This window comes from Streptomyces sp. bgisy027 (assembly GCF_057710365.1).
Map to the genome: position 1 here is coordinate 431,426 of NZ_JBYIVZ010000001.1, position 17,696 is coordinate 449,121.

A 17,696-nucleotide genomic window follows, 5' to 3' on the forward strand; every position below is an offset into this window, starting at 1 on the left:
AAAAGCTGAACAACGTTCAATTGTTACCTGGCGTAACAGTCACTAAGGGACATCGCCTGCCCCACACAGTCCGTAGATAACAACGCAATAACTCAAACGCCGTACCCCCCGGTATGGAGCCACTTAGAGTGCGGCAGCGGGACCGCCTTCCCGAACCGTTCGGAGTTGCCCCCATGAACCCTCGTCCTCACAAGAACCCGCCCCCGGGACCGGTTCTCCCGGCCTGGGGGGCTACGGTCGCTGACACTCGGTCGTCCATACCCGTCATCACGACGTCGGGAGGCACGTCGTGACGACGGATCCGAACGACAGCACAGTGGACGACACGATCCTGGAGTTCCTCAACTTCGGCGTCGGCGTCCTGTCGCTCGTCTGCCTCACCTGCTCGGTGATCTGGGGACTCGTCGCCCAGGACCGGATGATCCTCGACACCCGGCAGCGGATCACGGCGCAGGCCGTTCACCGGGTGACCGCGGTCGCCTCGATCGCCTTCCTCCTCGTGCACATCTTCGCCAAGCTGGCGCTGGAGCACACGAGCTGGATCGCCGTGATCATCCCCTTCGGGCTCCTCCTCACGGGCGGCGACGAGTTCACGGGCACCGCGTTCCTGATCGGCCTCGGCACCCTGGCCGCCCTGCTCATGATCTTCGTCGGCGTCACCGGCGCGCTGCGCAACCGCTTCGCGTCCCCGGCGCCGGTCGCGGCCCGCTGGCGCGCGATGCACATGCTGGCCTACCCGGCCTGGTGCGCGGCCCTGATCCACGGCCTGTTCGCCGGCCGCCCGGCGAAGACGTTCTTCATGGTCTGCTACGAACTCTGCGTCGTCGCCGTCGCCGCGGCCCTAGCCCTGCGCGCCGCCCCGCGCCCGGTCAAGCGTAAAATCGCCGACCGCCTCGCCCAGCTCATCGGCAACGCCCCCGGAGCCCGCGAGGACCTGAAGGAGAGCCGCGCCCGGGCGGCGTCCGGCTCCTCCCTGCCCGGCCACGAGGCCCGGCGCCCGGGACGGGGCGCACGCGACGAGCGCCCCTCTCGCAGCGACCGCAATGACCGCACCGGCCCCCTGCCCGGCATGCCCTCCCAGCCCCCCTCGGCCGCGGAGACCACGGGCGGTTTCGCCGCCGCCTACCGCGCCGTCAACCCCCGCTCCGGCGGGCAGCAACAGCAGCAGTACGCCGACCAGACCTCCCGCATGGACCTGCCCATGGACATGCAGCCGACGGAGGCGATCCCGCGCGTCGACGGCAACTCGAGCAGCACCGGCAACTGGCCCATCCCCTCCCCGCCGCCGGTCGGCGAGGCACCCCCGTCCGCCTACGACCCGCTCAACGACACGAGCTACAACATCCCGGTGTACGACAATTCCGGAACCACGACCTACGGTTCGAACACTTCGGGCTACGGTTCCAACGCGGCCGGCTACGGGTCGAGTGATGTGTACGACACCTCTGAGACAAACGCCGTCTTCGGTACGTACAACCAGAACGACACGTACAACAACAGCGGTCCCGCCACTGAAACATTCCCCGGTGCCCCCTACGACTTCGAGGCACCGGGTTCGGGCGAACCTTGGAACACGCCTTCCGGAGGGTTTAAGTGAACGAGGCCCTGCCCGACGTACCAGAAGTCCGCGTGGTCGGTCTTCCTCAGCTCACGTCGGGCTTCGACCTTGTCGAAAGACTCGATCTGCCCATGCACCTGAAGGTGCACGGGCCGCTCGAACCGATGGGCGGCGAGCAACTCGCCAAGCTCGCCGAGAACATCAACCTGAAGGGCCGCGGCGGCGCGGGCTTCCCCTTCCACAAGAAGCTGCGCTCGGTCGCCGAGACCGCGATCAAGCGCGGCGTACGGCCCGTCGTCGTGGTCAACGGCAGCGAGGACGAACCGGCCTGCCGCAAGGACACGGTGATGATCAACCGTGCCCCGCATCTCATCCTGGACGGCGCGCTGCTGTGCGCCGAGGCCATGGGTGCCCGCACGCTCGTGATCGCGGTCACCCGGGAGTCCACCCAGCGTTCCATGGAGGCCGCCCTCGCCGAGCGCGGCCTGAGCAACAGCCGCCGCTCGGCGCTACGCGCGTTCGTGCAGCGCAACCCGGTGCGCATGGTCACCGGTGCCGCGGCCTCCGTGATCCGCTCGATCGACGGCGGCCCGGCGATCCCGCCCGGCCGCAAGGTCAGCGCCTCGCAGAACGGCGTCGGCGGCGCCCCGACCCTGCTCTCCAACGCCGAGACGTTCGCACAGTTGGCCATCGCCGCCCGCATCGGCCCGGAGCGCTACGGCAACACCGGCCTGTACGACGAGCCGGGCACCGTCATGCTCACGGTCTCCGGCGCGGTCGCCCGCCCGATGGTCATCGAGGTGCCCACGGGCGTACCGCTGCGCTACGTCCTCCAGCTGGCCGGCGCCCCGCCGGTGCCGCAGGGCGTGCTGACCGGCGGCTACCACGGCAAGTGGATCGACGCGGCGACGGTCAACGAGGCGATCGTCTCGCGCAACTCCCTGGACGCGGTGGGCGGCGCGCTCGGCGCCGGCGCGATCCTGCCGATCACTCAGGAGACCTGCCCGCTGGGCGAATCGCTGCGGGTGGCACAGTGGCTGGCCGAGGAGAGCGCGGGCCAGTGCGGCCCCTGCTACCTCGGTCTGCCGGCCGCCGCGCGCGGACTGGAGGACATCCTCAACGGCGGCGGCCCGGCCGCCCTGGAGGCGCTCAAGCAGGTCGCCAAGAACGTGAAGCGGCGCGGCGCGTGCTCGCACCCGGACGGCTCCGCGATGTTCCTGGAGTCGACCATCAAGGCGTTCACGGACGACCTCGCGGCCCATGTCCTCGGCAATGGCTGCGGACGGCCCGTGGAGGGCGTTCTGCCGCTCTTCGAGGGCGGCAGGGCACCCACGGGCATCCCGGGCGGCGCCGAGGAGGAGGAGAACGGCCCGGCCCGCCAGAAGATCTACGTCGACTGGACGCTGTGCCGCGGCCACGGCCTGTGCGCCGACATCCTCCCGGAGGTCTTCCAGCTCGGTGCGGACGGCTTCCCGACCGTCGCCCAGGCGATGGTGCCTCGCTACGCCGAGGCCAAGGCCCTGCGCGCGGTGCGCCGTTGCCCCGCCCTCGCGCTGCGGATCGAGGAGGACACCCGCGGGCAGGACACCTCCCGCAACAACCTGCCGGTCCTCTCCCAGGGCCGCGGCAGGCGCGCCCTGGGCCGCTGAGACTCAGGGGCCGTCCCGCCGGGACGGCCCCCGGAACCAGGGGTGTTCGGAACCAGGGGTGTAGGCACAAGAAAAAGATCCCGCCGGATGGATTCCATCCGGCGGGATCTTCTTGTCTCACTGTGGAGCTAAGGAGAATTGAACTCCTGACCTCCTGCATGCCATGCAGGCGCTCTACCAACTGAGCTATAGCCCCTTGCGTTCCGCCCGGTCTCCCCGGCGGCGACGCCAACATTACCGGGCGACCGGGTGCAGCACCAAATCGTTTACCCTCCAGGGCAGTACGACCCCAAATGTCGGAATTTATAACCCGAGAGTCACGCCGTGACGAACGAGTAGAACCGCTTGAGGGTGCAGTGCTCTTCGAGCAGCCGGCCATAGATCGGCTCGCCCTCGAGTTCACGGTAGGTCTCGATCGGGTCGCCTTTTATGATCAGCGCCCGCGCGCATTCCTCGCACCAGTACTGGTAGTCGGGGTTCACCGGTTCCATGTCGCGGACGATCGGCGTTCCGCTGCCGCACCAGTCGCACTTTCGCCTGTGTGCACCCATCGATCAGCTCCAGCTGTGGCCGCAGGCCGTGCACACGTAGGAAACTCCGCCGTTGTCACCGAGAAGCTGGGCGACATGGACGGAGCCGCAGGAAGGGCAGCTGAGGCGGGTGATCGTGTCCCGTGTCAATGCTGCTTCGAAGAGGTGACCGCCCTCTCCGAGGATGCTCGCAGGCATCGCTACTCCCTCCCGTCGGGCCGCGCCCCCTCCGGCCGTTTGATTCTGCCACGGCCGGACCAATACGGTCAGCGACGCCTCAGTACCAGTCCGGACACGGCAGCCTCCGTGGCCGTACGGCCATGCGAACACGCACCCCAACACGCCTCTCCTGAGAGGTATACGCCTGCGAGGCCCAAGTGACTCAAGCCGGACCCGAACAGTTCGGATACCAGAAGATCCCGCCGATCTGAGCGATCGACGGGATCTTGTTGTCTGACTGTGGAGCTAAGGAGAATTGAACTCCTGACCTCCTGCATGCCATGCAGGCGCTCTACCAACTGAGCTATAGCCCCTTGCGTTCCGTCCCGCTCAGCGGGGCGAACAAGAAGAACTTTAGCCTGCGACCTGCCAGAAAGTGAAATCCGGGTCCCGGGTCGCCCCGGCCGGGAGCCCGGCTTCAGTCGTCGTCGCCGAGCACCGGCTCCGGCAGGGTGCCGGCGTTGTGCTCCAGCAGGCGCCAGCCGCGCGCGCCCTCGCCCAGGACGGACCAGCAGCAGTTGGAGAGGCCGCCGAGGCTCTCCCAGTGCCGGGCCTGGAGGCCGAGGAGGCGGCCGATGGTCGTACGGATGGTGCCGCCGTGGCTGACCACCACGAGCGTGCCGTCGTCGGGCAGCTTCTCGGTGTGCCGGAGCACCACGGGCGCGGCGCGGTCGGCGACCTCGGTCTCCAGTTCGCCACCGCCGCGGCGCACCGGCTCACCGCGCTTCCACGCGGCGTACTCCTCGCCGTGGCGGGCGATGATCTCCTCGTGCGTCAGCCCCTGCCAGACGCCCGCGTAGGTCTCGCGCAGGGCCTCGTCGTACGTCACCTCCAGGCCGGTGAGCCCGGCCAGCTCGGCAGCGGTGTTCGCGGCCCGCTGGAGGTCCGAGGCGACGATCGCGTCGGGCTTGAGGCCCGCGAGCAGCCGGGCGGCGCGGCGGGCCTGGGAGATGCCCGCCTCGGTGAGGGGGACGTCCGTGGTGCCCTGGAAGCGGCGTTCCACGTTCCAGGAGGTCTGGCCGTGCCGCCACAGAATGACGCGGCGGCCGCGGCCGGGCCTGCCCGTGGGGACCTCGTCGGTGGTGCTCATCGCCACTCACCGCCGAGGTCGGCGGCCTCCTCGGCGGCCTGGAGCTTGGCGTGCTCGGCGGCCTTGCCGCGGGTGGCCCTGGCGTCCTCGGGCAGTTCGAGCTCGGGGCAGTCCTTCCACAGCCGCTCAAGGGCGTAGAAGACGCGCTCCTCGCTGTGCTGGACGTGGACGACGATGTCGACGTAGTCGAGCAGCACCCAGCGGGCCTCGCGGTCGCCCTCGCGGCGCACCGGCTTGGCGCCGAGCTCCTTGCTGAGCCGCTCCTCGATCTCGTCGACGATCGACTTGACCTGGCGGTCGTTGGGCGCGGAGGCCAGCAGGAAGGCGTCCGTGATCGACAGGACGTCGCTGACGTCGTAGGCGATGATGTCGTGCGCGAGCTTGTCGGCCGCGGCCTGGGCGGCGGTGTTGACGAGCTCGAGGGAACGGTCGGTAGCGGTCACTACAAGGCTTTCGATCGGCGGACACTTGACTTCACTCGACATCAAGGGTCTCACGGACCGGTGACAGCACCCCACGTGATTATCGCTTCACGTGGGGTGGCCCGCGGCGATATGCCGACCGCTGTTACGAGGACGGGGCGTAGTCCTGCCCCAGGACCACGGACACGTCGGCGTTCCCGGACACCTCGCCCTTGCTGACCGCGTCCGCGGACAGGCCGAGCGTCTTGGCGACCTCGACGGCGTCGTCCTTGCCGGCGGCGTCGGCGTAGACGACCTCCGAGGTGGCCTCGGTCGCCCCGGAGCCACCCTCCAGGAACGAGAAGCCGCCGTTCAGCAGCACCACGCGCGCCTTGCCGGTGTTGTCCTTGACGCCGCTCGCGTTGCGCACCGACACCCGGACCGGGGCGTCCTTGTCGGGGCTCTTCGCGGCGCCGCCGAGGACGTCCTTGACGACGCTCGCGCTCGCCTGGGCGCTCAGCGTGCCGTCGGTCCGGACCGGCAGCAGGGCCGTCTTGTAGTCGCCGCCCTTGGCGAGGTCGGCGAGCCTGGCGAGGAAGGCGCCGAGGTCCTCGTCGGTCAGCGGCGGCTCGATGATCATGCCGAGCGTCTGCACGGTGGTGGTCGCGCCCTGCGCGTCCGACGTCAGCTTGCGCAGCACGGCCTGCATGACCTGCCCGAACCGCTCCAGCTGGGCGTTCTGCGCCTCGCCCGAGCCCTGGTAGGTGGCGTAGGCGACGGCCGACTTGCCGCTGAGGGTCTGGGCCTTGCCCTTGCGCACCAGGGGCGCGGTGCCCTTGGACTTGGCGTCCGGGTCGGGGACGTTCGCGTTGGTGTCGACCTCGATGTTGCCGATCAGGTCGACGAGGTTCTGGAGGTAGGGGGTGTCCAGTCGCCAGGTGCCCTGGATCTCGGTGCCGAGGACGGTGTCGATCTCGTCGCGGGTGCCGGAGGAGCCGTCGTCGTCGACCGACTTGGCCAGCGTGGTCGTGGTGCCGTCGTCGCCGGAGAGTGCGAGGGCGTTGGGCAGCAGGACCGTGGTGCCCTGCTTGGTGGTGGTGTTGTCGACGAGCAGCGCCGTGGAGGTGCCGCCCTTCTTGGTGTTGTGCAGGTGGACGACGATCACGTCGCGCTTCTGGGCGCCCGCCGACGTCGCGGTGTCCTTCCTGTCGTCCGAGGACGTGAGGCCGGGCAGCTTCCCGGCGTACCAGAGGTAGCCGACGCCGCCGGCCGCCGCGAGCGCCAGGACGACCACGAGGGCGACCACACGCGCGCGTGCCCGTCGCTTGGCCTCCTCGCGGCGCTCGGTGCGGTTCTCGGTGAACTTCAGCCAGTCGATGACGTCCTCGGAGTCCTGGTCGGGCTCCTCGACGAAGGCGAACTGCTCGGTGCGGTAGTCCCTCTCGCCCCGCTCCTGGGCCACCGGCTCCTCGACCGGGCCGGCCTGCTGCGGGATGTAGGCGGTCTGCTCGGCGACCCGCGGCTGCTGCCCGCCTGCGGCGGTGCGGCCGTACGGGTCGTACGGCGCCGAGTGCCCGCCGGGGTGCTGCTGGTGGCTGCCGGGGTGCTGCTGCTGGTGCGAGCCGGTGCCGTACGGGTCGTAGGACGGCGTCTGCGGCTGGCGTCCGGTGTCGCCGCCGTAGGGGTCGTACTGCTGGGCCTGCTGCTGTCCGCCCGTCGCGTACGGGTCGTAGCCGTACCCCTGCTGTGCGTAGCTGTCGTACGGCTGCTGTGTCTGCCGATGGGGCGGGACCTGTCGGTAGACCGGCTGTCCGTACTCGTCGTAGCCGACGAGTTCGTACTGGTCGGCGCCGTGTCCTGCCGCCCCCGCGTCGTATCGGTCGTTCACCGGTAGCCCCTCTCGGCTCACTGCCTCACTCGCCGCGGTACAGCTCACGTTTGTCGATGTAGCGCACGACTCCGTCCGGCACCAGATACCAGATGGGATCGCCCTTCGCGACTCTCGCGCGGCAATCGGTGGACGAGATGGCCAGCGCGGGAACCTCGACCAGCGACACTCCGCCCTCCGGCAGGCCGGCGTCGTCCAGGTGGTGGCCGGGCCGGGTGACCCCGACGAAGTGCGCGAGGGAGAACAGCTCCTCAGAGTCGCGCCAGGTCAGGATCTGGCCGAGGGCGTCGGCGCCGGTGATGAAGAAGAGGTCCGTGTCGGGGTTGAGCGCGCGCAGATCGCGCAGGGTGTCCACCGTGTACGTCGGACCGCCGCGGTCGATGTCGATGCGGCTGACGGAGAACTGGGGGTTCTCGGCGGTGGCGATGACCGTCATCAGATAGCGGTCCTCGGCCGGGGAGACGTGCCGGTGGCTCTTCTGCCACGGCTGGCCGGTCGGCACGAACACGACCTCGTCGAGGTGGAACTGCGCGGCGACCTCACTGGCCGCGACGAGGTGCCCGTGGTGGATCGGGTCGAACGTTCCGCCCATGACGCCGAGCCGGCGCTTGCCGGGGTTCGACGGGCCGTTTCCGGGGCCGGTAGGCATGTCCTGCTCTCCCATGCGTGCAGACCCTACCGGCCCCGTCCGAGAGCTCCGGCCGGCAGTCGCGCGGGCGGAGCGAGGGGCTGGCCGGGACTCAGCGGTCGCGGTTGAAGCGGGTGGTGATCCACAGCAGCAGCATGAGAATGATGAACGCGCCGCCACCGGTGACCAGCGGGCTGATGCTGTCGTGGTTGCCGCCGTGCTCCTCGCCCTCGGCGGCGAGGGTGACCAACTGGGCAGCTGCGCTGTGGAAGCTCATCTTCGGCGTGACCTATCGGTGTGGGCGGGATAAAGATGTCGGCCCATCGTAAGCGGCCGCCATGACGGCGATCACGCCGACTCCACCGTTGGGGCGCCCCGGCCGGAGCGGCGGGCAACCTTCCCGGCGGTTCAGTCGTCCTTCTGCCTGTAGCCCCGCAACAGGAACCACGCGGTCAGCACACAGCCCACGACCATCACGATCAGTACGACCCGGAGCAGATTCCCCGCTCCCTGCTGCTCGGCCGCCCTCGCGGCCTCGGTGAGCCAGGCGGCCGAGGGGTTGTGCTCCATGACGCGGAACTCCTTCGCTGTAGTGCCCGTCCAAGGTAACTCCGCCTAGGCTGGGCTCTGCTTCGGGGGCGCAAAGGGCGGAACAAGGCTCCGCAAAGGGCCGAGAGAGACCCATCCACTCGCACATGGGGGAAGACATGTCCGACGGCCACCAGAACGACGGTCACGAGAACGTGCCGAGCAGGCAGCGCAGGCGTTTCCCGGGGATCTCCTCGCGTGCGTACGAACACCCCGCGGACCGTTCGGCCCTGGTGGCCCTGCGCAAGCTCAGCGGCTTCGACACGGTCTTCAAGGCGCTCAGCGGGCTGCTGCCCGAGCGCAGCCTGCGGCTGCTGTTCCTGTCCGACTCGGTGCGGGTGTCGGACCAGCAGTTCGCGCACCTCAACGACATGCTGCGGGATGCCTGTTACATCCTGGACCTGGAGAAGGTCCCGCCGATGTACGTCAACCAGGATCCGGTGCCGAACGCGATGTGCATCGGCCTGGACGAACCGATCATCGTCGTCACGACGGGCCTGGTCGAGCTGCTCGACGAGGAGGAGATGCGGGCGGTCATCGGCCACGAGGTGGGCCACGCCCTCTCCGGCCACGCGGTCTACCGCACGATCCTGCTCTTCCTGACCAGCCTCGCGGTCCGGGTCGCATGGATCCCGCTGGGCAACCTCGCGATCATGGCGATCGTGACGGCGCTGCGGGAGTGGTTCCGCAAGTCGGAGCTGTCCGCGGACCGGGCGGGCCTGCTGGTCGGCCAGGATCTGAAGGCCTCGATGCGCGGCCTGATGAAGATCGCGGGCGGCAATCACCTCCACGAGATGAACGTGGACGCCTTCCTGAAGCAGGCCGAGGAGTACGAGGCGGGCGGTGACCTGCGCGACTCGGTGCTGAAGATCCTGAACGTGCTGCCGCGCTCGCACCCCTTCACCACGGTCCGCGCGGCCGAGCTGAAGAAGTGGGCCGAGTCCCGCGACTTCCAGCGGATCATGGACGGCCACTATCCGCGGCGCAGCGAGGACAAGGACACCTCGGTCACCGACTCCTTGCGTGAGTCGGCGTCCCACTACGCCACGCACGTGAAGTCCTCCAAGGACCCCCTGATGAAGCTGGTCACGGACATCGCCGGCGGCGCGGGCGACCTGGGCGGCCGGGTGCGCCGGGGCTTCGGCGGCTTCACGAGCGCGCCGCCGAGGGACGAGCCGGGGAGCGACGGCACGGGCACGGACGGCGCGGACGGCCCGGGCGACGCCGGAAGCAAGAACTGAGGCCACCTCTCGACGTAGGTCCGGGCGACCGCACGGTGCCCGGACCGGCGCTCACACCTTCGGCTGGGAGCCCGGGGCGAGCGAGCCGCACAGCGCCGTGGTACCGCCCGTGGCGTACGGGTCGGTGCCCGCCGGGCCGCCCTCCTTCGCGGTCTGGCCCGCGAGCAGCGGATGCAGCCGGTTCGTGGAGTCCTCGGCGCAGGACAGCGGGCCGGCCTGGACGTAGGAGACGACCAGCTGGGTCTGGTGCAGCCGCAGGTCCTCGCGGTCGAAGCGGAAGTGCAGCTCCCGGCGCACCGTGAACAGGGACGCCTCGGCCGTCTTCGCCTTCTCGCCGGCCACCGCCCGCAGTGCGTACACGAACGTGTGGTCGGCGGTGACCTCCAGCGTCGACGCGTCGGTCTCGGCGGCCTGGAGCGTGCCCTGCACCCGGATGCTGCGGTCTGCCAGCTGTGCCTGCGAGGAGTCGAAGCGAACCAGCCAGCCGGTCGGCGCATGCCGGCCGTCCGCGCTCGGGTGAGCGAAGCTCTGGTCGAACTGATCCAGTTGGTCGGGGTCCAGCAGCACCCGCACCGGCCGGACCTGGTCGCCGGTCAGCACCTCCGGGTACAGCGAGGACCGCACGATGTAGTCCTTCGCGATGCTCAGCGCGTTCGTGACCTGACCGTCCGAGAAGTGCGCGGTGCGCCGCGCGGCCGGCAGCGGTATGCCCTCGGCGCCGATCCGGAACTGCGCGGCCGGACTGCTCGCGTAAAGGTGGTCGGTGTCGCCGGTCCCGGGCACCTCGCCCTCGGGGGCGAGCGGGATGACGGTCATCCGCAGCGGCTCGGCGGGCGGCCCGGACTCGGCGGGGCCCTGGTAGGGGTGCCGTACACCCATGTAGATCGCCGTGCCGAAGGCCACGGCGATCAGCAGGACGAGGACGAGGGCCTGCCGGGACAGCCCCCGGCGCACGGGTGCCCGCCTGCGTACGGCGGGGGCGTGGTCGGCCAGCCGCTCCTGGGCGGAGAACTCCTGGAGGCGGGCAGCGCGGATGAACGACTCGTCGAAGACGACGGATCGGTACTCTTCCTCGCCACCTCCGGGGCCGCCTTCGGGTGTCCCCTCGGGTGGGTCTCCAGACCCTCCCATATCTTCAAGGGTAGGTCGCGGAGAGCTCGGGTAAACGCCCCGCTGCGCCACAAGTTCTGACAGGTTCTCACCAGGTTCGCCCGGCGGTTCCGCGTGGCGCTGGGGGCCTCGACCGTCTGTCTGTCAGGGCGTGCGCGGGGTCGCCGGGACGGCCGGCGGCGAGTAGTCGGCGGAGGCGGAGGGAGCCGCTCCGCTGCCTTGCTCCAGGCCGGTGGAGGCCGGCGGCGGAACCTGGTCCCTGCTGCCCGAGGAGGCGCCGCGGTAGACCGCCGTGAAGGCCAGCGCGACCATGCCGATGCCCATCACGAAGGCGAGCACCCAGGCGACGGGACGGTGCCAGCGGACCTGCTTGCCGTACGTGCCAGGGGCGCCGTAGGGACCTTCCAGGATGTCCGTGTCGTCCAGATCGTCCAGGTCGGGATCATGACTGAATCCGGTGCGGCCGTCGGGGCCGTACCCCTCTTCGTACCGCTCGCCCCTGCCGTGGGCCCGGCGGGCCTCCGCCTCGGAGGCCTCGGCTCTCGCCTGGGCGGCGGCCAGGAGGCGCTCGACGGCGGTCGGCTCGTGCACCACGGCCGCCTGTACGAAGGCCTCGTCGAAGACCACGGAGGCGAACTCTTCGTCCGACACCCCGCGGTCGTGGTCGTCGTCGGGCTCCCAGCCGTCAGGGAACGGCGTGCCCCCCACGTCCTCCGGCACGGGATCCAGAGTAGTCCTGGGGGGTCAATTTGGGCAGACGGTATGGAAATTCATCCGCCTTGTGAGACACCGTCCTGCGGCACGGGGTCATTCCGGGGGCGCATGTCGGGCGCATATGCCCTGGCCGCGCGCCATGCGCCCCCGAGGGCCGCCGACGCACGCCGAGGGCCCGGGAACGGCCTGATTCAGCGCCGTACGTGCCCGTCCCCGGTGACGATGTACTTGGTGCTGGTCAGCTCCGGCAGCCCCATCGGGCCGCGGGCGTGCAGCTTCTGCGTGGAGATGCCGATCTCGGCGCCGAAGCCGAACTGGCCGCCGTCGGTGAAGCGGGTGGAGGCGTTCACCGCGACCGTCGTGGAGTCGACCAGCTGGGTGAAGCGGCGGGCGGCCTGCTGCGAAGTGGTGACGATCGCCTCGGTGTGACCGGACGTCCACAGCCGGATGTGCTCGACGGCCTTGTCCAGCGAGTCCACGACCGCGGCGGCGATGTCGTACGACAGGTACTCGGTCTCCCAGTCCTCGGCCGTGGCCTCGACGACGGTCGCCTTGGAGTCCTTGGCGTACGCCATCACCCTCTCGTCCGCGTGCACGGTCACGCCGGCCTCCGCGAGGGCGTCCAGGGCGCGCGGCAGGAACTCGGCGGCGATGTCCTGGTGGACCAGGAGGGTCTCGGCGGCGTTGCAGACGCTGACGCGCTGGGCCTTGGAGTTGATCAGGATCTCGATCGCCATGTCGAGGTCGGCGTGGGCGTCGACGTAGACGTGGCAGTTGCCGGTGCCGGTCTCGATGACGGGGACGATCGACTCCGAGACGACCGTCTGGATCAGCGAGGCGCCGCCGCGCGGGATCAGCACGTCGACCAGGCCGCGGGCCCGCATCAGCTCGCGCACGCTCTCACGGCTCTCGCCGGGCACCAGCTGCACGGCGTCGGCCGGCAGTCCGGCGCCGCCCACGGCGTCGCGGATCACCCGGACGAGGGCGGTGTTCGACTCGTACGCCGAGGCCGAGCCGCGCAGCAGTACGGCGTTGCCGGACTTCAGGCACAGGGCGGCGGCGTCCACGGTGACGTTCGGGCGGGCTTCGTAGATGATCCCGACGACGCCGAGCGGGACGCGGACCTGGCGCAGGTCGATGCCGTTGGGGAGGGTCGAGCCGCGCACCACCTCGCCGACCGGGTCGGGCAGCGCGACGACGTCCCGCACATCGGCGGCGATGGCCCGCACCCGCTCCGGCGTCAGCGTCAGCCGGTCGATGATCGCCTCGCTGGTGCCGGCCTCACGGGCCTTGGCGATGTCCTTGGCGTTGGCCTCGACGATCTCACTCGTACGGACTTCCAGGGCGTCCGCGATGGCGAGGAGCGCGTCGTCCTTCTCGGCCCGCGGCAGCGGGGCGAGGTCGGCGGCGGCGGCCTTGGCGCGGTAGGCGGCCCGGTTGACCGGGGACATGGAGTCGTACGGCGAGAGCGTGGTCATGAAAGAAGGGTAGTGCGGTTGCCGGGCCGTTCCCCCGCGCGTTCCGAACCGCGAGACAAGCCGCCCAGGGCCGCTCAATACGGATGGACACCCACCGGAGTCGCCGGTGGCGGTCCGTAGCCCTCGGCGACGCGCTGGTGATAGGTCTCGCGGTCGATGACCTCCAGGCCGACGATCTCCCAGGGCGGCAGCCCCGCGCTCTGCCTGTGCTCGCCCCACAGGCGCAGGGCGACGGCGGCCGCGTCGTGCAGATCGCGGGCCTCTTCCCAGTAGCGGATCTCCGCGTGATCGTTCGCGTACCGGCTGGTGAGCAGAAAGGGGTGGTCGTGGGCGAGCTGTTCGAGAGCGCGCCGGACCTCCTTGAGCGGGGCCTCCCGGCCGGAGACCGAGAGGGTGACGTGCCACAGGCGGGGCAGGTCCTCGGGCTGCTCGTACCGGTCGCCGGCCGCCACGCTGGTCAACGCACGCTCCTCACCGGCCGCTCGGGACGTGCCCCCGACGGCACTGCGGGACGCCGTCCCAGGGCGCACTCGTCTCACGACGGCCTCCTTTTCGCAGTGACCGACCCTGTGGTCGTGCGGAATGTGTCCCGTAGACAAAGTTGAGCAGGCCGCAAGGGCTCGCGGGGCGGTTTTGCGGAACGTCCACCTCAGGGCGAACTTCGAAACGGGGCGTTCCCCCTGTTTTCGGCCGCCTACGGCTCCAGGAGCACCTGCCGTCTACGGCTCCAGGAGCACCAAGTCGTCGCGGTGCACGACCTCCCGCTCGTATTCCGCTCCGAGCTCCCGCGCGAGCTCGCGCGTGGAGCGCCCGAGCAGCTGGGGGATCTCCTTGGCGTCGAAGTTGACGAGCCCGCGGGCGACCGCGCGCCCCGAGGCGTCGCGCAGTTCGACCGGGTCGCCCGCGCTGAACTCGCCCTCGACGGCCGCGATCCCGGCCGGCAGCAGGGACTTGCGGCGCTCCACGACCGCCCGTACCGCGCCGTCGTCCAGGGTCAGCGACCCCTGGGGCGTGGAGGCGTGCTGGAGCCACAGCAGACGGTCGGCGGAGCGCTTGCCGGTGGCGTGGAAGTAGGTGCCGGTGTCGCCGCCGGACAGGGCCTCGGCGGCGTGGATCGCGCTGGTCAGGACGACGGGGATGCCGGCGGCCGCCGCGATCCGGGCCGCCTCGACCTTGGTGACCATGCCGCCGGTGCCGACGCCGGCCTTGCCCGCGCTGCCGATCTCGACGTGCGCGAGGTCGTCGGGCCCGCGTACCTCCGCTATCCGCGCGGTCCCCGGCTTGCTCGGGTCGCCGTCGTAGACGCCGTCCACGTCGGACAGCAGCACCAGCAGGTCGGCGCGGACGAGGTGGGCGACGAGGGCGGCCAGCCGGTCGTTGTCGCCGAAGCGGATCTCGTCCGTGGCGACGGTGTCGTTCTCGTTGACGATCGGGAACGCACCCATCGCGAGGAGCTTGTCGAGGGTGCGCGAGGCGTTGCGGTGGTGGGCGCGGCGGCTCATGTCGTCGCTGGTCAGCAGCACCTGGCCGACGCGGACGGCGTAGCGCGCGAAGGAGGCGGTGTAGCGGGCGACCAGCAGGCCCTGACCGACGCTGGCGGCGGCCTGCTGGCGGGCGAGGTCCTTGGGGCGGCGGCGCAGCCCCAACGGGGCGAGCCCGGCCGCGATGGCACCGGAGGAGACCAGCACGATCTCCCGCTCCCCGCCGCTGCGCCCCTTGGCGAGGACGTCGACCAGCGCGTCGACACGGTCCGCGTCGAGGCCGCCGGAGGCGGTGGTCAGTGACGAGGAGCCCACCTTGACGACGACCCTGCGGGCCTCGCGCACACCCTGCCTTGCCCCTGCCACCTGTGCTCTTCCCCCTCGCGCGGACGCCGGCTGCCTGCCCCGAAATCTACGCGAAGCGGATCGTGTGGTGCGCATCGGTCCAACCTCCGGACAGGCAAACGTGACCACTTTCGCAAGGCATTCAAGGCATGTGCGTGTCGCCTGTATGCTGCCGCACGTTAACCGGAGCGCAGACTTCCGCGCTGATCTTGGAGTGACCGCAGTTGCCCACACCCCTGTCCAGCGTCCCGGCCAGAGCCCTGGTCGCGGCCCTCCTGGTCGCAGCCTTCTGCGCCCAAGCCGTGGCCGCGCTGCGGCCGCACATCCCGCTGCTGCTCGCCTCGACCGTCCTGTCCCTGGCCATCGAGGGCGTGATGTACCGATGGCAGCGCGGCATGCAGTCGGTGTTCGCCAAGTCACACGCGGACATCACAGTACGGCATGTGCTGCGGGATCTGCTGCTGGTCGTCGCCCTGCTGCGGCTCGGCGAGCAGAACCGGGAGACGCTGTACACACCGCTGGTCGCGGGCCTGCTCGCTTTCTACGCCCTGCACTGCGCGATCCAGGCGGTCTCGATACTGGTCCGCCGCACCCGCACCCTGCCGGTGGTCACCCGCAACATCGACGCCTCGGCACTGCGCCTGTCCCCGGCCTCGCCGCTCCTGCTGCGCCGCCCCAACGACCGCATCCTGATCTTCGGGCTCCCGGCCACCGCGGGCCTGCTGGCCACGGCTGCCACCGACGATGTGCGCTACGCCGTCCTCGGCATCGCGGTGTCCCTGGGACTCTCCCTGGTGGGCCTGTGCAACCTACTCGTACGGCTGCTGCCGAGCCGTCGCCCGGCGGGCGAGCACGAGACGCTTCAGTGGCTGGACGCCTGGCTCGCGGAGTACCGGCCGACGGCCGGTCTGTACTTCTCCGGTGGGGTCTCCTCGGCGTACCAGGCGAACATGTGGCTGGAGCCGCTGGCGAAGCTGGACGGCCGGCCGCTCATCGTGCTGCGCGAGCGGTTCATGGTGCAGAAGATCGGCCCGACGGACGTGCCGATCCTGTGCCTGCCGAAGGTCTCGACGCTGATGCGCCTGGAGGATTCCTCGCTCCAGATCCTCATCCACCCCTCGAACTCCGGCAAGACCTCCCAGGTGCTGCGCATCCCCACGGTGAAGCACACGTTCGTCAACCACGGCGAGAGTGACAAGCTGTCCTCCTGCAACCCGTACGCGAAGGCCTACGACGAGGTGTGGGTGGCCGGTCCGGCGGCGCGGGAGCGGTATGCCCTGGCCGACGTCGGCGTCGAGGACAAGGACGTGGTGGAGATCGGCCGTCCGCAGCTGGATGGCCTACGGCCGTACGCGGGCCCGCCGGCCGGCGCTTGGACCACGGTCCTGTACGCCCCGACCTGGGAAGGCTGGGACGGCAATCCCGGCAACACCTCGGTGATCGAGGCCGGCGAGAACCTCGTGCGGGCGCTGCTCGCGGACCCGGGCGTACGGCTGCTGTACAAGCCGCACCCGCTGACGGGCTCGGTGGATCCGCGAGCCGGGGCGGCCGATCTGCGCATCCGTGAGCTGATCCGCGCGGCGAACCGCGAGCGGGCCGTCGAGCAGCCGCGCGACACGGGGGAACTCGCCCTGCGGACACGGGAGTTGGACCGGCTCACCACGACCGCGACGCGAGCCGCCGCCGATCAGGTCGAGCGGATGATGCTCCAGTCCGCGCCGGAGCCGGGGCGGGCGAATGCGGTGGCGGCGGCGACGGCGGCCTGGGAGGAGGCGTACTGGGCGTCGCTGCCGCAGGGCGAGCACCAGGTCGTCACGGACGTCCGGCCCGCGCTGTACGCCTGTTTCGACCGGGCGGACCTGCTGATCAGCGATGTGTCGAGCGTGATCAGTGACTTCCTGGCGAGTGGGAAGCCGTACGCCGTCGCCAACACCAGCGGACTCGCGGAGGACACCTTCCGCAAGGCGTTCCCGACCGTGCGCGCGGCGACCGTGCTGACGCCGGACGCGGCCGGAGTGCCGGACCTGCTGAAGACGGTGCGGCACCCCGAGAAGGACGAACTGGCGGAGGTTCGGGCCGAGTTGAAGCGCGAGCTGCTGGGGCCGGACGAGCCGGTGTCACAGGTACGCTTCAACGACGCCGTGCAGGCACTGTGTTCCGAGGCCCAGGAACACCGGGCGCGGATGGTGGAGCGGCTGGCAGCGGAGACCGCCACCGAGATCCCGGACCAGGGCAAGTCGCTTACGCCGCCGCAGCCCGCCCACCAAGCGTAGGCCCGCCCGAGGACCTGAGCGCCTGGCACGCCGCACGCCGCACGAAGCCCGCGCCGACCACGCGATATCCGTGGCCGGCGCGGGCTTCGTGCGGCTCGGCGAGGTGCACGGAGTCGGGGATGCTGTTCGGCTTGGGTTGGCTGGGGTCGTCGCGTCTGCGCCCACGTCCGACTCCGCCTCCAGCGCGACGCCATAGACACCCTCAGCACCGCCCTGGACGGTCCCGCCAACGACGAGCCGGGCCCGCAACAACGGCGACGACCCGCCGCCGTGCGGAGCCATCGTCCGCTGACGTTGCCGCTGAGGGATGCCGGCCCTGCGGCGCACGGCTGGAGCGAGGATCAGCGGTGGACCCTGGCGAGGGTCGGAGACCTCACCCCGCTCGTGAAGAACCGCCTACACGACATCCAACGCCGCCCCGAAGCCCCCAACGGCTTCATCGCCGGGACCGGACTGGCTGGAGCCCCCGTAGCTTGTCACCCCGCCCTTTCAACCTCAGCGTC

General features: G+C 70.4%; 16 protein-coding genes and 2 tRNA genes. 4 read left to right on the plus strand and 14 right to left on the minus strand.

What is annotated here, in order from left to right:
- The first annotated feature begins 289 nt into the window (after positions 1-289).
- A complete protein-coding gene (locus AC3ETA_RS01885; RefSeq protein WP_432191021.1) occupies positions 290-1,597 on the plus strand; it encodes a ferric reductase-like transmembrane domain-containing protein in 1,308 nt (435 codons plus the stop codon).
- Entirely contained in the window at positions 1,594-3,207 is a 1,614-nt protein-coding gene (locus tag AC3ETA_RS01890; RefSeq protein ID WP_030948180.1) for an NADH-quinone oxidoreductase subunit NuoF family protein, read from the plus strand. The genes AC3ETA_RS01885 and AC3ETA_RS01890 overlap by 4 nt, the downstream gene beginning before the upstream one ends.
- Before the next feature lie 123 nt (positions 3,208-3,330).
- Here AC3ETA_RS01890 and AC3ETA_RS01895 read toward each other — a convergent pair.
- From AC3ETA_RS01895 to AC3ETA_RS01935, 9 genes are all read right to left on the minus strand, one after another.
- A tRNA-Ala gene (locus tag AC3ETA_RS01895) sits at positions 3,331-3,403 on the minus strand.
- A gap of 121 nt (positions 3,404-3,524) precedes the next feature.
- Complete coding sequence (locus tag AC3ETA_RS01900; protein ID WP_003976229.1) at positions 3,525-3,758, minus strand: hypothetical protein; 234 nt, start codon at positions 3,756-3,758, stop codon at positions 3,525-3,527.
- Positions 3,759-4,197: 439 nt separating this feature from the next.
- Positions 4,198-4,270, minus strand: a tRNA-Ala gene (locus AC3ETA_RS01905).
- A gap of 104 nt (positions 4,271-4,374) precedes the next feature.
- Positions 4,375-5,046, minus strand: coding sequence for a histidine phosphatase family protein (locus AC3ETA_RS01910; RefSeq protein ID WP_432191022.1), 672 nt, complete (start codon positions 5,044-5,046; stop codon positions 4,375-4,377).
- Positions 5,043-5,489, minus strand: a complete 447-nt coding sequence (gene rsfS, locus AC3ETA_RS01915) for a ribosome silencing factor (protein ID WP_030948187.1) — start codon at positions 5,487-5,489, stop codon at positions 5,043-5,045. The genes AC3ETA_RS01910 and rsfS overlap by 4 nt, the downstream gene beginning before the upstream one ends.
- Before the next feature lie 124 nt (positions 5,490-5,613).
- Positions 5,614-7,335 carry an LCP family protein gene (locus tag AC3ETA_RS01920; RefSeq protein ID WP_432191023.1) on the minus strand — a complete coding sequence of 574 codons (1,722 nt, stop codon included), beginning with the start codon at positions 7,333-7,335 and terminating at the stop codon, positions 5,614-5,616.
- A gap of 25 nt (positions 7,336-7,360) precedes the next feature.
- Positions 7,361-7,999 (minus strand): nicotinate-nucleotide adenylyltransferase, encoded by a 639-nt coding sequence (gene nadD, locus AC3ETA_RS01925; RefSeq protein WP_030948193.1) that lies wholly within the window; start codon positions 7,997-7,999, stop codon positions 7,361-7,363.
- A gap of 76 nt (positions 8,000-8,075) precedes the next feature.
- Complete coding sequence (locus AC3ETA_RS01930) at positions 8,076-8,240, minus strand: hypothetical protein (RefSeq protein WP_432191024.1); 165 nt, start codon at positions 8,238-8,240, stop codon at positions 8,076-8,078.
- Positions 8,241-8,371: 131 nt separating this feature from the next.
- Entirely contained in the window at positions 8,372-8,533 is a 162-nt protein-coding gene (locus tag AC3ETA_RS01935) for a hypothetical protein (protein ID WP_093745985.1), read from the minus strand.
- 125 nt (positions 8,534-8,658) lie between these two features.
- Here AC3ETA_RS01935 and AC3ETA_RS01940 point away from each other — a divergent pair, with 125 nt between their 5' ends.
- Positions 8,659-9,792: a M48 family metallopeptidase gene (locus AC3ETA_RS01940; protein ID WP_432191025.1), complete on the plus strand. Its 1,134-nt coding sequence runs from the start codon at positions 8,659-8,661 to the stop codon at positions 9,790-9,792.
- A 51-nt stretch (positions 9,793-9,843) separates the two neighbouring features.
- Here AC3ETA_RS01940 and AC3ETA_RS01945 read toward each other — a convergent pair whose 3' ends face one another.
- The 5 genes from AC3ETA_RS01945 to proB form a co-directional block, all read right to left on the minus strand.
- On the minus strand, positions 9,844-10,923 hold the full coding sequence (locus AC3ETA_RS01945; RefSeq protein ID WP_432191026.1) for an SCO2583 family membrane protein: 1,080 nt from the start codon (positions 10,921-10,923) through the stop codon (positions 9,844-9,846).
- Positions 10,924-11,046: 123 nt separating this feature from the next.
- A complete protein-coding gene (locus tag AC3ETA_RS01950) occupies positions 11,047-11,622 on the minus strand; it encodes an SCO2584 family spore wall biosynthesis protein (protein ID WP_432191027.1) in 576 nt (191 codons plus the stop codon).
- A gap of 185 nt (positions 11,623-11,807) precedes the next feature.
- A complete protein-coding gene (locus AC3ETA_RS01955; RefSeq protein ID WP_432191028.1) occupies positions 11,808-13,094 on the minus strand; it encodes a glutamate-5-semialdehyde dehydrogenase in 1,287 nt (428 codons plus the stop codon).
- Between the two features lie 74 nt (positions 13,095-13,168).
- Complete coding sequence (locus AC3ETA_RS01960; RefSeq protein WP_432191029.1) at positions 13,169-13,633, minus strand: hypothetical protein; 465 nt, start codon at positions 13,631-13,633, stop codon at positions 13,169-13,171.
- Between the two features lie 180 nt (positions 13,634-13,813).
- Complete coding sequence (gene proB, locus AC3ETA_RS01965) at positions 13,814-14,941, minus strand: glutamate 5-kinase (protein WP_432191030.1); 1,128 nt, start codon at positions 14,939-14,941, stop codon at positions 13,814-13,816.
- 203 nt (positions 14,942-15,144) lie between these two features.
- Here proB and AC3ETA_RS01970 point away from each other — a divergent pair, with 203 nt between their 5' ends.
- A complete protein-coding gene (locus tag AC3ETA_RS01970; protein ID WP_432191031.1) occupies positions 15,145-17,193 on the plus strand; it encodes a hypothetical protein in 2,049 nt (682 codons plus the stop codon).
- The last annotated feature ends 503 nt before the right edge of the window (positions 17,194-17,696 follow it).